Genomic DNA, 15694 nt, shown 5'->3' with positions numbered 1-15694 from the left:
GTCAGGGGGCCGTACGCTGGCCCGGCAACTCGGGCAGGTTGTGATCCTGCCCGGAATTTGAACGAGTGGCCCCCTGGCCTTGCCCGGCGCGGGCCCCGGCCCGGGGAGGTGGGTAAAGCCCACGGAACCGACCGGCCCCACCCCCGGGCCTACGCCCCGACCAACTCCCCGCCGTCGCCTCGCCGTCGGCCTGGCGTTCGCTGTGCGGGCGCGTCCGGCTCCCCCTGCGCTTCCGGTTGTCCGCTGTGCTGTCTCTGCGCGGCCTGGTCGCTGGCCGGCCCGCGGTGGCGGAGCCGAGAGCGGGCCGGGTGGGCGACCGCGCCGCGCGCGACCCGCGTCAGCGGGTCGCCTTGAAGACGTAGAGAAAGTTTGGACGCATCCCGCTTCGGCGGTACGCCGTGGCTGTCGGTTGAGCGTTCGGCTGGGCTGCTGGCCTGGTGCGATGGCCTGCGGGTTGTGGGTCCTGTTCCGGCTGGCGGTGGTGGTTCTACTCGGCTCGGGTGACCTTGGCATGGTCGGTGAAGACGCGTCTGAACAGGTCGTGGCCGGTGCGTCCGGTGTGGCGGAGTGCCCAGTCCTGTGCGGCTTCCTGCTGGGGGTGCGGTCCGGATTCGGCTCCGCAGCCGCCGGTGACGCAGAACGCCTCGTAGGTGATGCCCCCTTCGGGCGCGTGGCGGATGGTGTGAACGACGTGCCGGTAGATAGCGCGGGGGCTCACTGGTGACCCTCCGGGTGGCGTCGCATGTAGACGTTGCAGTCGCTGACGGTGGTCATGTCTCCGACCACGCGGGCCCGGTCGCGTACGTTGGCCAGTTCGGTACAGCCCGCGCAGCCTTCAACGGGAGTCGGCTCCAGTTCCAGGCGCAAGGGGAGTTCGACCGGCTGGGTGGAGTATCTGGTCGGCTCCGTCATGCACATCGCCACCTCTCGAACGTCACATGGCCGACCTCTTGACAGGTCGGTACTCTAGTTCAGTATTCGAGTGGCCGAAGCACTCCCGCTACGGTTCGTAGTGCACTAGTGTGCCCTCACTGACAGCACGTCAACTCAACTGAGGGGCACGCCTTATGCCCAGTCCCAAGACGTTCACGAAGATCGCGGATCACTTCCGGGAGCGCATCCTGTCCGGAGAGCTTGAGCCGGGCGCCAAGCTGCCGACCAACCGGGAGATCGCCGGGCAGTGGCAGGCCGCGGCCGCCACCGTCTCCCGCGCCTTGCAGGCTCTCCAGGTGGAGAACTTCATCCGCACCACCCCCCGGGGCACCTACGTCGCCGATGACCCTCGCTGGACGCTGTCGGCGCGGGACCGGCTGGCCCGGGTCCAGCGGGTGAAGTCGTTCCTGGCCGAGGGGGAGACGAGCCGGGTGACGGCCGCCGAGCTGATCATCCCGCCGCTGTACGTGGCGGAGATCTTCGATCTGGAGGCCGGGGATCAGGTGGTTCGGCGCGAGTGGCTGGCCGGACGGGGCAAGACCCGGACCGTGTTCGCGGTGACCTGGTACCCGGCCCCGTTCGCCGCCCTCGTGCCGGACCTGCTGAACACCGCCCCGGGCCGCAATCACGGACTCTCGGCCAGGGTTCTGGAAGCCACCGGGCGCACGATCACCCACGCCCGCGACGACATGCACGCCCGTCCCGCCGATGCCCGAGAGGCGAGCGCGCTGGGGCTGCCGGTCGGCTCCCCTATCCTGGCCGGCGCCCACCGCTGGTCGGACGCGGAGGGGATCATCGAGTACGGGGAATGGTGCCTGCCGCCTCGATTCACCATCGGCTACGAGTACCAGCCCTGACCGATCCACGCGAAGCGTCCCCGAAGGCCAGTCTGCGGCCTTCGGGGACGCTGCCGTTCACGTACCCGCCTCAGTTGGTGTCGCGGCCTTCGAGGCGTTCGACGCGCTCCTCCAGCTCCTCGATCCGCTCCAGGGCTCGTTCCAGCTTGTAGGCGAGATCCGCCACTCCGGCCACCGCCGGGAACTCGTTCGGCGGGGCAGCCGACGCTTCGTCCGGCTCGTCCACCGGCTGCACCGCGACCGGTACCTCTGTGCCGAACTCGCCCCCCACGACGACATACGCCATCGAGCCGTTGCGCTGGTGGGCCTTCTTCATCCTGCCCTCCAGAGTGAGGAAGGTCAGAGCCTGGTCTGCGGATTCCGGGTCGCCGCCGATTGTGTCGACCACCTCGTCCACGGTGACCGTGGCGCCCCTGGCCAGTGAGCCGTCTCTGATCTTGCGGACCAGGCGGCCGTGGGTGAGCTGGGTGGCGAAGCCGTGGTCGTCCCAGTCGCGTACGTAGACCTCGTCGGCGGGCAGCTCACCGAGGTAACGCAGGAGGAAGTTACCGGCCAGCAGGGCGATGGCATTGGTGACCACGTTGAGCGGCACCGCATAGTGCTCCGCCAAGACCTCGCGGGCCGGGAGCCGGGAGCCGGGAGCCAGAGTGCCGGAGTAGATCTGCTGTGTGAGATCGCCGGCGACCTTCTCGAAGGCGTCCTCGAAGTCGGCCGAGCGCGTGACGAATGTGCCGCGCCCCTGGCGGGCGATGACCCAGCCCTCGTTCCTGAGCAGCCGGATCGCCTTCTGCACGGTCAGGCTCGACGCCTTGTAGGTCTGCATGAGCTGGCTCTGGGTCGGCAGGAGCTGGCCGGGCCGCAGTTCGCCGTCCCGGATCTGCTGCCTGAGGTCGTCCGCGATGCGCTCGAACGTCAAGCGCGCTTCGTCAGCAGCAGCCATGTCCATCCCCGGTCCCAGTCCGATTCCACCCACTGCGGGCCGCTCGCTGCCTGTCGCGTTTCACCAGTTCAGCGGCCTCACGGGGTCAGAGTAGCCGCCGTATGGATGGACCACCCCACGAACGGATGGAACTCAATAGGGATGGACTTTGGATGGAATGAATGTAGGGTTGCGGCACGCGATCACCCACACGGGTGACTTGCACCCCTTCTACCTGGAGGTTTGCCGTGAAGACCATGCCCATCGACCAGACTCCGGCCCTGGTGATCCTGGCCTCCGAGTCCCGGCCGCACTTCAAGGACCGCGAAGGCCAGCAGCCCGCGATCGACCGGGCCACCGGCGCCCACCTGCACCTGGTGGACGTGATGTTCGCCTTCAACGGCCGCGCCGAAGTGATCACCGTCAAGGTCCCGGAGCCGGGCCTGGGCAAGGGCCTGAAGGTCGGCCTGCCCGTCGTCTTCACCGGCCTGGTCGCCTCGGCATGGGAGAACGAGATCAACGGCAAGGACCGCCACGGCATCTCCCTGCGCGCCGACGCCGTCACCGCCAAGGCGGGCGCCTGATGACCGGCAGCCCCCTCGGACCCGCGCTCCTGGCCGTGGTCGTCCTCGGCGCGCTCGGACTGCTGGGCTGGGCCGGGTACTGCTTCACCCGCTGGTACCGGGCCGATGCCGAGACCCGGGTCAGCCTGCGGCAGGCGCGGCGGCTGCGGTGGGGCTGGAAGCGGCTCGCCCCGATGCTCGGCCTGGCGGTCAAGGACGCCACCCCGACCGTGCTCCAGCAGTACGGCCCGCAGGAGCAATCGACCAAGCCGCGCGTGCTGGTGCCGCGCCTGCGCACCCGCGCCGATGCCTTCGGCGTCACCGTCACCGCCGACGCGCTGCCGCAGGTCGGGCTGAGCGCCTGGCAGGACGCTGGCGAGGGCCTGTGCGACGCCTGGGGCATGCGCCGCATCCGGCTCACCCAGCCCAAACCCGGAGTGATCGTGGCGCGCGGCTTCCGGCGGGAACCGCTGGAGGCGGTGATCCGCTCACCACTCCTCGGTCCCGACGGCTCCCCCGTCTGCCGACCGGGGCAGTTCGTCTCCACCGACGACGTACTGCTCGGCTGGGACGAAGACGGCACCCCCATCGTGCTCAACCTCGCCTACTCCGCCCACGCTCTCGTCGCCGGCCTCACCCGCTCCGGCAAGTCGATCACCGTCAACACCCTGCTCGCCTACGCCTCGCTCATGCGGGACGTGCGGCTGATCGTGATCGACCCCAACCTCGGCGCCGTCGCGCCCTGGTGGCGTACCGCCTACAAGGTCTCCGACGCCATCCACCCCGACGAGCCGACCGAGATCCTGCGCTGGGTGCGCGAGGAGATGCAGCGCCGGGAGCGGCTGTTCTGGTCCGGCCGCACCGACCGCATCACCGACTTCAGCCCCGAGCTGCCGCTACTGCTCGTGGTGATCGACGAGGTCGCGAACTACACCCGGCACCCGGACCGCAAGGCCCGCGAACGCTTCGAGGCCGAGCTGCTGGCCATCGCCAGCCAGGGCGCCAAGTTCGGCATCCGGCTGTGGCTGCTCACCCAGAAGCCCTCCGCCGACGTGCTCACCACCGCCGTACGGACCAACCTGTCCGCCCGGATCTGCCACCGCGTCGACACCGTCGAGGACTTCCTGCACCTCTTCCCCGACGGCCGGGAACTGGACATCACCGCCGCCGACCGCACCATGCCCCAGGGCGTCTCGATCGCCTCCGTCGGCGACATGCGCACCCCGGTCCGGTTGCGCTCGGTCTACCTGCCCACCGAAGCCTGCTGGCAGATCAACGACCTCATGTGCGCCGAAGGGCTCAAGGTCCGCGACCTGCCCGACCACATCGACCTGGACAAGGCCGCGTGACCGCCGCCTCCTGGTCCCGCTTCGCAGCGATCCCCGGCAAGGGCGTGTAGTCGCCAAACCCTCGCCCCTGCCGGGGCCTCCCTCCCATCCATCCACGGCACACGTGTGCCGCAGCGCAGAGAGGTCCCGCCAGCATGCCACCGCACCACCCCACCACCACAATCCCCCACCCCGAACCGGCCGCACCCGCGCTACCCACGTTCACCGGGTACCGCGACCTGCTCGGCCTGGTACGGCAACTGTCCTCGCTCGGCGGCTGCGCCCGGCCGATCCGGCTCGAAGGCCAGCGCACCGAGATCGACGCCTTCACCGGCGCGATCCTGCGCGAACTGAAGTCCAAGGAGCTGCCCGCCGGGCACCTCCTGGTCCGCTGTGGCAACCGCCGCAGCACCCGCTGCCCCTCCTGCGCCGAGCTCTACCGCCAGGACACCTACCACCTCATCGCCGCCGGCCTGCGCGGCGGCAAGAGCATCCCCGACCAGGTCGCCACACACCCCCGCGTCTTCGCCACCCTCACCGCACCCTCCTTCGGGCCGGTCCACGGGCGACGCCTCAACGGCTCCGCCCGCTGCCGCTGCGGACGCACCCACACCAAAGGCGACCCGCGCCTCGGCACCCCGCTCGACCCCGAGCGGTACGACTACACCGGCGCGGTGCTGTGGAACGCCCACGCCCCCGCCCTGTGGGCCCGCTTCATGCTCCACCTGCGCCGCACCATCGCCGCCGCAGCCGGTGTCCCGCAGCGCCTGCTCTCCAGGGTCGTCCGGGTCTCGTACGCCAAGGTCGCCGAGTACCAGCAGCGCGGGCTGATCCACTTCCACGCAGTGATCCGCCTCGACGGCCCCGCGGGCAGCTACACCCCGCCATCTACCTGGGCCACGCCCGAACTTCTGGCCGATGCCATACGGCTCGCGGCCACCCGTGCCCGCATTGACGGACCGGAGATCAACGGCCGTGCCCGCTCCTTCGCCTTCGGCAAGCAGATCGACACCAGGATCATCCGGTCCACGGCCTTCCAGGGCGGGACCACGATCACCGAGGGCAAGGTTGCCGGATACGTCGCCAAGTACGCCACCAAGGGCACCGAAGCCGCGACCGGCACCCTCGACCACCGGCTGAAGAGGATCACCGACCTCTGGTTCGAGTCCGTACCCGAGCACGCCGCCCGCATGATCCGCACCGCCTGGGCCCTCGGCAACCGCGACGACCTCAAGCACCTGAACCTGCGCAAGTGGGCCCACATGCTCGGCTTCCGCGGCCACTTCTCCACCAAGACCCGCGCCTACTCCACCACCCTCGGCGCCCTCCGGGCCGCACGCGCCGCCTGGCACCGCCGCCACACCCCTCCGACCTCCCCGACCACCCTCGTCCTCGCCCACTGGGCCTACGACGGCACCGGCCTCACCCCCGACCTCGAACGCCTCGCCGCACTCATCGACGGCGGCCCGACGGGCGAACAGGAGGTAGCGACTCGTGCGTGACGACGAACTCCTCACCGTCCCCGAGGCCATGGCCCGACTCAAGATCGGCCGCTCCGCCCTCTACGACCTCCTGCGCACCCGCCGCCTGGCCTCGCTGACCATCGGCCGCGCCCGCCGCATCCCCGCCCACGCCCTCGCTGACTACGTCCAACGCCACCTGGAAGAGGCCGCCCTATGACCGCCCCCAAGCGCAAGAAGGCCCGCGCCAACGGCGAAGGCACCATCTACCAGCGCAAGGACGGCCGCTGGGAAGCCGCCGGCTACGTCCTCGCCGCCAACGGCACCCGCAAACGCGTCCGCGTCTATGGCACCACCCGTAGAGAAGCCGCCGACAAGCTCGCCGAGAAGATCGCCGACAGCAACCGCGGCCTCCCCGTCGCCACCGCCGCACCGTCGGCGACTACCTCGCTTACTGGCTCGGCAGCGTCGCCATCCACCGGCTCCGCGAGAACACCCACACCCGATACGCCGCCTGCGTCCGCCTCCACCTCATCCCCGGACTCGGCACCAAGAAGGTCGCCCGCCTCACGGCCAAGGACGTGCGTACCTTCCTCGACCGGCTCCGCGCCACCTGCCAGTGCTGCACCCAGGGCCTGGACACCGAACGGAAGAGGTGCTGCGCCATCGGCGAGTGCTGCCAGAAACGGCTGTCCCCTTTGACCGTGACCTACGTGCACTCGGTGCTCAAATCGGCACTGGAGCATGCCGTCCGCGAAGACGAACTGCCCCGCAACGTCGCCCGCAACGTCAAGACCATTACGCACCAGCCCAGGCGCTTCCGTCCGCTCACCGCAGCCGAGGCCCGCCAGTTCCTCGACGCGGCCCGCACCGACCGGCTGCACGCGCTGTACGAACTCGCCCTGCGAACCGGACTCCGCAAAGGCGAACTCCTCGGCCTCCACTGGGAAGACCTCGACCTCACAACCGGAGCGGCCAGCATCCGCCGCTCACTCCAGCGCACCCGCACCGGCGGCCTCACCCACCTGCCCACCAAGACCCAAGCATCCGAACGCCGCATCGCCCTCCCCACTGAGTGCATCCCCTACCTCAAGGCACACAAGGAACGGCAGGACAAGGAACGCGAGACCGCAGGACTGGACTGGAGAGATAGCAGCCTCGTCTTCTCCACCCCGACCGGCGCACCTCTCGACCCGGCCAACCTCACCCGCCGCTTCCGCAGCTTCCTCGACCGCGCCGAACTCCGGCGTATCCGATTCCACGACCTCCGCCACTCGACTGCCACGCTGCTCTTGGAGCAAGGCGTCGACCTCGTCGTGATCAAGGAACTCCTCGGACACGCCCATATCGGCGTCACCGCCGGCGTCTACGCCCACGTAAGGCTTCGCCTCCAACGCCAAGCCATCGACACACTCGACGGCGCCCTCAGCGGAGACAGCGACACCCCTGACAGCCCACCCGGCGCTGCCGTCGTCTTCTGACGTTGCCGTCACCGTTGCCGTCAAGCACCACAGAGGCCCCACCGGAATGCTCCGGTGGGGCCTCTGGCATCTGACGGGCCCCGCTCTCCGCAAAGCCGCGCGTCGAGACTGGTCAGATTCTATCGTCGCTTTTCATTGACTGGATTCGGTGAACTCGTCCAGCCGCTCATAGATTTCATCTACCGCGGCCTCCTCCAATTCCCCCACCATCCAATCATTTGCTGCCATGTGATCGAGGAACTCGGCGGGGAGTTTCACATGATATCGCCTCACATAGTACACCAGGCTGCTCGGCCACACCCAGGCGCCATCTGTCCGAATTGAATACTGGCAGATTCTCTTGGCACTCACATCCAGTAGATCATCAACCCACTGGCTTGCGGCGACAATAACCTCCCCTTTTTCTAGATAGCGCGCCGCCAATGCCTCCCAGGGGTGCTCGACAGAGGTCGCCGCGGTGGAGACTTCCTCAGCAGATCCATAGAATCCTGCACGTCTCACGATGTCCTCTCCTGTCATCTGCCCCCTCCGGGAAGGAAACTCGCCCATTCGCCATGGAAGTGGGATCGACCAAGCGCTGCACCCTCACGACCAATACTCATCCTACCGTTGGGACGTACGTACAAGTAGCCGGTGGGTGCCAGGACTTCCACGCCGAGTTTATTGGCAAGATCCTGCGCGAAGGTTCCTCGAGAAGCACCAGTCTGGCAGGAGCAGAGCCTAATCGGCCCGCCGGCGTAGTTCGGATCACTCCTTATCAGGCCCGCGAGCACCCGGTGGTTAATTAGACCGGATCCACCTTCTGCGGCATTGAAGCTGGGGGCGACGCCATCAGGGGAACCATGGATCCGAACGTCGTGATATCCCTCAGCGCGCTCGACTTTCGGTATAAACCCGTTCAGCTGGTCTTCTGCCGAAAGAAGATTGGTTGAGCAATTGTGGACCAGGACCGGTGTGGCGCCCGCGAGCACATAGTACGTATGCAGGTCCGCGACCGTGAGGTTGTGGACGGTGGCGGTCTCCGTCCAGCGCTTGATCGCGGTGATCTGGACGTGGGTGCCGGCGCTGGTGCGCAGCCATTGGCCCGGGGCGAGGTCGGTGGCGTCGATCCAGCGGCCGAGCTCGGGGACCCAGAAGGGGTGGCCGTCGGTCGCGGTGATCTCGGCGGTGTCCGTGCCGCGGTCGCCGTCGGTGTCGATGGTGACCTTCACCAGGTTCTTGGTGCCGTCGCCCCGGATCTCGGCGGTGACCTTCTCGGCTCGGGTCTCGCCTGTCTCCGGGTCGGTGGCCAGGACTTCGTCGCCGATCTCGACGTCCTCGATCGGCTTCGTCGTTCCGTCGGCGAGGGCGACCTCCGTTCCCGGGGCGAAGCTGTTGCCGGGGCGGCACCCCTTTGCCGCCATCTTCAGCCCGCCCTTGATCCCCGCAGCGATCGCACCCACCCCGCCGACCATGCTCAGGCCGTCCATGAGGCCTTCGCCGTTGGCGTAGGCCCGGCCTTTCGTGTTCACCCCGAGGCTGCTGACGAGGCTGTCGTACAGGGGCGCGGCCTGGACGGTCGGGAAGGGCATGATCGCCGACGCTGCGGCATCCACGCCGGAGACCCATGAACGGGCCATACCGGCGACGAGGTTGATGCCCCAGTCCTTCTCGTAGTGCTCGTTCTTCCACTTGGTCAGCTTCTTGGCCTTGCCGAAGGCAGGGGAGTTGCCGAGCCCCTCTGCCTTCCACTGAGCGAGAGTCGCCCACGAAGCCGTCTTCTCGAAGTGCCGGGCGACCGTGTTGACGTCCTGGTACTTGGTGGTCTTGGTGGTGATGACCTGGTTGCCGCCGCAGCGGTACAGCGATCCGCACTCGTCGCTCTTGAGGCCTGTGGGGTCCCAGTTGGTGACCGGGTTGTTGTTGGCGTAGGCATAGCCGTTCATCTGGAGCGGGTCGGCTATGTCGATGATGGGGTCGGCCGAGATGAAGCGGCCCGTCATGGAGTCGTATTCGCGGGCGCCGATGTGGGTCAGCCCCGTGGTCTCGTCGTCGATGCCGACGCCGAGGTAGGTGCGGCGGTCGGGCCAGGTGGTGGGCTCGGTGCCGCGGGGGTTGCCGTAGGGGTCGAACATGCGGCGGGTGACCGGCTGGCCGCCCGTCAGGGCCACCGACGCGGTCGGGGTGTTGTGGTGGTCGGTCAGCTGGACCGTCAGCGTGTGGCCCGACGTCCTGCCGCCCGTGGTGCGGAGCGTCGTCGGCGCCCCGGGGTGGGAGTAGTAGCGGCGGGCCTCCACCGGCCGGCCGGCGGTGTCGACGACGATCTCGGACTCGCCCAGGTACAGGGTGCGGGTCGTGGCGTCGGCCTCCAGGAGGCGGTTGCCGGAGGCGTCGTACAGGTAGGTCACGTCCGCGGTGCCGTCGTCGTCCGTGTCGGCGGACATGAGCTTGTTGCGGCGGTCCCAGGTCAGGGCCTGGGTGTCACCGCCGATGACCCGCTGCGTGGTGTTGCCCGAGGGATCGTAGGCGTACGTGGAGGATGAGGTGACCGTGGAGCCGGGGCCCCGTACGGTCGCGTCCACCTTCGTCAGCGTGTGCGGCTGGAGTGTCGCGGGCTGCAGTGGGCCCTCGGAGGGCACGCCGTGGGTGTAGACGTAGGTGTCGTCCAGGGCCGGGTCGGCCGGGTCGTGGACGACCATGCCGGTGCGGTTGCCGATGGTGTCGAACTCATACGAGTGCCAGTACCCGGCCCCGTCGATGCTCGGTGAGACGTCCGTGCGGTTCGGGCCCGCGCCCTGGGCCGTGGAACTGCGCGGGCAACCGGGGGACTTGGCGGTCCAGGCGTGAGCCAGGCGCCCCATCGGGTCGTACGCGAAGCACTGGCGGTCGACGCGGGCCGGTGACTGCGTGTCCGTGATCGACGTGATGTTGCCGACTGTGTCGTGGGCGTAGGACGTCTCCGAGATACGGCTCGGGTCGAGCGTCTCGCGGTCGGTGATCCTCCTGTCGAGGCGACCGGTGTTCTCGTCGTAGAAGTGCGTCGCCCACACCCGGTTCGGCGCCTCGCCCGACGCCGTGCGCAGCACCTGGCCCAGTGGGCTGAGTACCGTGTCGGCCGTGTACCACGCCAGACCGGACGTCGTGCGCGGCGAGCCCTCGCCGTCGTAGCGGGTGATGACCTTCTCCGCCGCCAGACCCCCCGGTGTCGCCGGCAGCTCGACCGACTGAGGGAGGCCGGTGGGCGTGTAGGTGTTCTTGTACGTGTAGGTGCCAGCCAGGCCCGTCGTCAGGGGCGTGGACGGGATCGTGGTTCGGGAGCCGGTCGGCCGGTACTCCTGGTCGTAGCCCGTGACCTCGCTCGTGAACTCCGCGCCCCCGTGGTAGCGGGTCGACGCCACCGGCAGGCCCTTCGCGCCCGGCAGGGTGTCGTACGTCCACTTCGCGACCAGCGGCCCCTCGGCCGAGTCGTCGCGCAGCTCGGTCCGGCGGCCCAGTTCGTCGTACACCGTGTGCTGGGACCGCTGCCGGGAGTCCTTCGACCAGATCTGCCGGTCCAGCACGTCGTAGCCGAAGGAGGACGAGCCCGCGTCGGGGTCCGTGGAGAACGCCAGGCGGCCACGTGCGTCGTACGTGTACGTCCAGATGTTGTCCCGCGCGTCCGTGACCTTGGCGAGGTTGCCGCGCGCGTCGTACGTGTATCGCGTTTCGATGGCGGCCGACAGGTCGGTGGCCGTGAAGTGCTCGATCTTCGACGTGCGGCCCAGAGCGTCCGTCCAGGTCGCGGTGGACCGGCTGCCCGGCATCGGGGTCGTGCCGTCGGCCGACATGCCCGTCCGGGTCAGCGTCCGGTCGCCCTCGTGGCGGACCGTGGCGGAGTGCTGCGGATCGCCCGCGTGCAGGACCGTCGTGCGGACCGCGCGGCCGAGGCCGTCGTAGGCGGTCTTCGACGCGCTCGGCACCTGTGTCAGCGAGAGCGGGACGAAGAGTTCGGTCTGCGGCTCGCCCTCCGCCAGATAGCCGTTCCTGGTCTCCGCGGGCGCCCCGTTCGCGTTGTACAGCGTCTCCGTGACGATCCGGCCGCCGCCGAGCGCCTCGGTCTGCGCCTGGCGCGGGCGCAGCAGCCCGTCGTAGACGGTGACGGAGTCCTCGTACGTACCGTTGTCGCGCAGGACACGGGTGCGGGTCGCCGGGACCTTGTTGTCCTCGATCTGGTAGTCGAAGAGCACCGACGCCTTGTCCGTGCCCTGAGTACGGGACGGGGACCAGACGGCGGTGGTGCGGCCCAGTTCGTCGTAGGCGCTCGTCGTCCGGCGCCCGTTGGCGTCGGTCACCGACAGGGCGGTGCCGCGGGCCGGGTCCAGGGCCGTGGTGGTGGTGTGGCCCTTCGCGTCGGTCGACGTGGTGGTGAACGCCGGGCCCGTGGGCGGAACGAAGCCGACCTTGGACACGTGCCCCTTCGCGTCCCGGACTTCCGTGGCGCGGCCGAGCGGGTCGTACTCCGTGCGGGCGGTGGTGACCCAGCCGGTGCCGTCGGCCCCGACGGTGTCGGTCCGGAAGGGCAGCCCCCTGACCGGAGCCGCGCCGAACGCGTCGAGCGCGTCGTACGAGACACGGGTGTCGGAGACGACGTCGCTGCCGGGCGCCGTGGCCGCCTGGGCGCACGTGCCGACCGTCGTTCGGGCGCGCTGCACCAGACCGATCAGGTGCTTGGCGGTGTTGTGGACGTACGTATTCGTCGAGCAGCTCCGGTCGCCGGTGGTCGTGCCGCCCGAGCCGTCCGGCGTGAGGGTGAGCGTCTCGGCGGTGAGCGGCAGCCCGTACGTGTCGTCGTACGTCGTCACCGTGCGCGCGGTGCGCGTCCGGCCGCCGCTGATGGTCTCGACCGTCTCGGTGCGGGCGGTCGCCACGCGATGTGCCTTGAGCGCGGGGAGCCCGGGCCGCGCCTGTGAGGCCGTCTCCCTGCTGGTGGGCCAAGCCAGGATGCGGGAGGCCACGTCGCCGCCCGCCCTGGTGTACGCGACGGTCTCGGCTGGCATCCCCTGGTACGGCGCCAGGTCCTCGCCCAGGGTCTCCGCGCCGGTCGAGTCCTTGACCGTGACCGTGGGACGGCCGGCGTCGCCGGACATACCGCGGAAGTAGCGCATCCGGGTCTGGGACTGTTCGGTGGCGTCCGCGGCGGCCGGATCGGCTCCGGTCACGCCCTTCCTGACGAGGACGCTCGCATAGCCGCGCCACTGGTCGTACGTACGCAGCTTCGGCTTGGTGAACTCGTCGGTGCTCCGGCCCCAGGCGCCGCCGCCCTCGTACGCGTACGTGGTGACGACGTCGGGCTGGCGGGCCACGCGGTCCTTCTCGGTGACCTTCTGGACGACGTACTTGTTGAACCACTCCACCGGCGCGGGCTTCTTGGCCAGGATCTCGTCCGACAGGGACTCGGGGTCGGGCGAGTAGTGGACGGGGAAGCAGCGGGTGGTGTTTGTCTCGGGGGACGGGTGGGCGGTGCCCACGGCGCACGGGGCGGAGTAGTCGACGTGGATCTCGCCGCCCGTCTCGGTGCGGACGGTCTCGACGCGCAGCCGGTCGAAGTCCGGGGTCTCGTCCGTGGCGCCCTTCGAGACACGGTTGGGCATGTCGACGACGTTCGGGAGGAAGGAGACCGGGGGCAGGGCCCTGCTCGTCTGCTCGCCCGAGGCGTTCGGGGCGCCGTGGCCGGTGCGGGTGATGGACTCCAGCCACAGCGGCGGGTGGGTGTCGGTGCGCTGCTTCGGGAACGACTGCTTCAGCGTCCAGCTGTCCACGAGGGAGAGGGCGGTGGAGCCGGGGGTCCGCCGGCCGTGCGTCTCGATCTCCGTCAGGCGGACGCTGCTCCAGAAGGTGGGTGAGGTGACGAAGCAGTTCTTCGCGCCCGCCTTGCAGTGGAGCGTGGCCGGGGTGTCCCACCAGGGCTGCTTGTCCGCGTAGTTCTCCGACTCGTAGCCGGTGGGGGAGCAGGTGGTGCCGGCGTCCTCGACGCAGCGCGGCGCGGTCTTGAAGACGACCTTGCCCGCCGGTGCGCCGTTCAGGTCGTCGGCGCGCAGGCCGTAGAGGATCTGGGCCGGGTAGCCGCCCCGGTGATAGGCGACGGCCTCTTTGAACTTCTCGTTCCGGGCGTAGCGGTTCGTCTCCTTCTTCCAGTCGACGATCATCGCGTTGCCGTGGACGTCCTCGACGTAGTCGAGGTTCCAGCGCCAGGCCTGGGCGCAGGAGGAGTCGGCGTACGCGGTGGCGTGGCAGGGCTCGCCGCTGTGGTTGCCGAAAACGGGGACGGTGAACGCGGAGTCGGTGGCGGCGGTACGGCCGGGGATGGTGTTGCGGCCGAACCAGTAGCGGGTGCCGTCCCTTGTGGTGACGACCCAGTACTCGCCGTCGTACGCGCCGGTCTGGGCGGTCTTCGGGCTGCCGGTCCTCGTCCGGTACTCGATGCGGGCACCGGTGTCGTTCTGTGCCACCCACGCACCGGTGGTCCCGTCGTGGACGAGGGCCGTGGCGGAGCCGCCGAGCGACATGACGAGGTTGTCGCTCGCCCAGCACAGGTCGGACTTCTTCTTGTCCTTGCCGCCCGCGTTGTTGGGGGTGCCGGACCGGTCGTCGTTGCAGGAGCGGTAGCGGCGTTCGATGAAGCCCGGGTTGTAGTCCCAGCCGTCACCGATCCACGAGGCCTGGCCGTTGGCGGCGGAGGTGCGGCCGTCGACGGACTGGGAGGAGTAGGAGAGTGAGATGGTGGGGGCGGGGCCTGCCGGGGGTGCCGGCGCGGTCAGCGGGTACGACCAGGAGAAGCCGCCACCGCTGCCGCCGGCCGTCCAGGTGCCGGTCGCGGTGAACGGGGTCGCCTTGTACGTGCCGCCCGCACCGGACGCCGAGTCGGTGGCCGCGAGCACGACGGGGCCGCCGCCGGACTGGGTGGACAGGCCCTGCTGCGGGGACGCCGCCGGGTCGATGGTGGCGCGGACGGTGTCGTTCGAGGGGTCGTTGACGCTGGGGACGTCGACCACGGTGGTGCATTCGTCCAGCTCGGGCGTGGTCAGGAAGCATTCGGGGAGCTGGGTCAGCCTGAGCCGCGAGGACCACGCGGTGCCGAAGAGGTCCTCGAACTTCCCGTAGTCCAGCTCGATGTCGACGGGGGTCGCGCCGCCGGAGGGCGGGGTGACGGTGATGAGGGCGCCGTCGACGTCGGACGCCTCGGTGCTGGTACGGGGCTCGACCGCCACGTCCCACGTTCCGCCGGGGGCCGGCGGGTCGGGCTCCTCGTCGGTCGGCGAGGCCTTGCCGAGTCGCACGGGGAGGTTGCCCACGGGGACCAGGTCGTCGCCCGCGCCGTCGAGCGCCACGGGGGCCGTGCCCCCGGCCGGGGGTGTGGTAGCGGTGGGGGTGTAGTCGACCGGGGGTTCCACCGGGGCGCCGGACCAGGTGCTCAGCTCGTCGATCTTCGCCTGGTCGGGGTCGGCGGGCTCCTCCTGCTGGAGGCCTACCAGGGACGGTCCGACACGGGGGGAGGGGGGCGCGATGGCCCACGCCTCGGCCGGCAGCAGGGTCGCGGCCAGTACGGCGGAGAGCGTGACGCCGAGGCCGCGCGCGCCGACCGCGCGGCCGCGGTGGCGCACGGAGGCGCTCGACCGGCGGGCCGAACCCGGCGCCCACGATTTCGTGATTCTGGCCAGAAGCCCGGAAAAACGAAAGGCGCGCCCCGAAGCGGACGACGACATGAGACTCCCCCCACTTCCCTGCGGACCGAGTCAGTCACGGGCGCGCAAGGAAAAGACAAATAGCCGCGTCATTGTGCAGGGTTGGTGAACAGGAAATCCACTGTAATTCTGTGGACGTGATTCTGATCACGGCTCAAGTGGGTACTTTTTTCTTAAGCCGATCAAAGCATTATTAAGTGGCAAGGTGTGATGGAAGTGACTTGGGGATTTTTTTCGGGTGCTCCTTACCTTGATTCTCAAATCAGGCATTCGGTCGAAAATTTCTGGTGATTCGATAGGTTCTGGGGCTTCTAATCGGTGCCGGATGTGCGGGGTGCGTCGCCTGCTCGGGTAAGCGGTACTCGTGATTCCGTTTGTCTGTCCCTCCGGGCCGCCCGGAACCCACGTGACGAAACCGTGAAGATGGTCCATGCTCTGCTGGCACATATCTGC

10 protein-coding genes and 1 pseudogene are annotated in these 15694 nt (G+C 69.2%); 6 read left to right on the top strand and 5 right to left on the bottom strand.

The window, feature by feature from the left end; all coding sequences use genetic code 11:
• Window positions 1-487: 487 nt before the first annotated feature.
• Window positions 488-718, bottom strand: a complete 231-nt coding sequence (locus DJ476_RS11295; RefSeq protein WP_112490431.1) for a DUF7848 domain-containing protein — start codon at window positions 716-718, stop codon at window positions 488-490.
• Window positions 715-912 (bottom strand): hypothetical protein, encoded by a 198-nt coding sequence (locus DJ476_RS11290; RefSeq protein ID WP_046421954.1) that lies wholly within the window; start codon window positions 910-912, stop codon window positions 715-717. The genes DJ476_RS11295 and DJ476_RS11290 overlap by 4 nt, the downstream gene beginning before the upstream one ends.
• A gap of 155 nt (window positions 913-1067) precedes the next feature.
• Here DJ476_RS11290 and DJ476_RS11285 point away from each other — a divergent pair, with 155 nt between their 5' ends.
• On the top strand, window positions 1068-1790 hold the full coding sequence (locus DJ476_RS11285) for a GntR family transcriptional regulator (RefSeq protein ID WP_043409952.1): 723 nt from the start codon (window positions 1068-1070) through the stop codon (window positions 1788-1790).
• A 70-nt stretch (window positions 1791-1860) separates the two neighbouring features.
• Here the strand turns inward: DJ476_RS11285 and DJ476_RS11280 are convergent, their stop codons facing one another.
• Window positions 1861-2706, bottom strand: a complete 846-nt coding sequence (locus DJ476_RS11280; RefSeq protein WP_318294570.1) for a GntR family transcriptional regulator — start codon at window positions 2704-2706, stop codon at window positions 1861-1863.
• 260 nt (window positions 2707-2966) lie between these two features.
• Between DJ476_RS11280 and DJ476_RS11275 the strand changes: the two genes are divergently transcribed.
• The 5 genes and pseudogenes from DJ476_RS11275 to DJ476_RS11255 all read left to right on the top strand — a co-directional run bounded on the left by DJ476_RS11275 (window position 2967) and on the right by DJ476_RS11255 (window position 7541).
• Window positions 2967-3293 carry an SCO3933 family regulatory protein gene (locus DJ476_RS11275; protein ID WP_246532017.1) on the top strand — a complete coding sequence of 109 codons (327 nt, stop codon included), beginning with the start codon at window positions 2967-2969 and terminating at the stop codon, window positions 3291-3293.
• Window positions 3293-4621: an FtsK/SpoIIIE domain-containing protein gene (locus DJ476_RS11270; RefSeq protein WP_112490428.1), complete on the top strand. Its 1329-nt coding sequence runs from the start codon at window positions 3293-3295 to the stop codon at window positions 4619-4621. The genes DJ476_RS11275 and DJ476_RS11270 overlap by 1 nt, the downstream gene beginning before the upstream one ends.
• 134 nt (window positions 4622-4755) lie before the next feature.
• Window positions 4756-6102 carry a replication initiator gene (locus DJ476_RS11265; protein WP_112490427.1) on the top strand — a complete coding sequence of 449 codons (1347 nt, stop codon included), beginning with the start codon at window positions 4756-4758 and terminating at the stop codon, window positions 6100-6102.
• Complete coding sequence (locus tag DJ476_RS11260; RefSeq protein WP_112490426.1) at window positions 6095-6280, top strand: helix-turn-helix domain-containing protein; 186 nt, start codon at window positions 6095-6097, stop codon at window positions 6278-6280. The genes DJ476_RS11265 and DJ476_RS11260 overlap by 8 nt, the downstream gene beginning before the upstream one ends.
• Window positions 6277-7541 (top strand): annotated as a pseudogene (locus DJ476_RS11255) (tyrosine-type recombinase/integrase). Before DJ476_RS11260 ends, DJ476_RS11255 begins: the two are co-directional and overlap by 4 nt.
• A gap of 132 nt (window positions 7542-7673) precedes the next feature.
• Here DJ476_RS11255 and DJ476_RS34425 read toward each other — a convergent pair.
• Together DJ476_RS34425 and DJ476_RS11250 are read right to left on the bottom strand one after the other, a co-directional pair.
• A complete protein-coding gene (locus DJ476_RS34425) occupies window positions 7674-8042 on the bottom strand; it encodes a hypothetical protein (RefSeq protein ID WP_162638670.1) in 369 nt (122 codons plus the stop codon).
• A 14-nt stretch (window positions 8043-8056) separates the two neighbouring features.
• On the bottom strand, window positions 8057-15160 hold the full coding sequence (locus DJ476_RS11250; protein WP_318294569.1) for a polymorphic toxin-type HINT domain-containing protein: 7104 nt from the start codon (window positions 15158-15160) through the stop codon (window positions 8057-8059).
• Window positions 15161-15694 lie beyond the last annotated feature (534 nt).

Source organism: Streptomyces bacillaris, from assembly GCF_003268675.1.
Classification (GTDB): Bacteria; Actinomycetota; Actinomycetes; order Streptomycetales; family Streptomycetaceae; genus Streptomyces; species Streptomyces bacillaris.
Note: the sequence above shows the minus strand (reverse complement) of the source record. Positions and strands in the feature narration are given on the sequence as shown.

What these genes read in the sequence shown, in the direction of transcription:
- DJ476_RS11290 (WP_046421954.1), bottom strand. Translation starts at nt 912, where the DNA reads ATGACGGAGCCGACCAGATACTCCACCCAGCCGGTCGAACTCCCCTTG.
- DJ476_RS11285 (WP_043409952.1), top strand. Translation starts at nt 1,068, where the DNA reads ATGCCCAGTCCCAAGACGTTCACGAAGATCGCGGATCACTTCCGGGAG.
- DJ476_RS11275 (WP_246532017.1), top strand. Translation starts at nt 2,967, where the DNA reads ATGCCCATCGACCAGACTCCGGCCCTGGTGATCCTGGCCTCCGAGTCC.
- DJ476_RS11270 (WP_112490428.1), top strand. Translation starts at nt 3,293, where the DNA reads ATGACCGGCAGCCCCCTCGGACCCGCGCTCCTGGCCGTGGTCGTCCTC.
- DJ476_RS11265 (WP_112490427.1), top strand. Translation starts at nt 4,756, where the DNA reads ATGCCACCGCACCACCCCACCACCACAATCCCCCACCCCGAACCGGCC.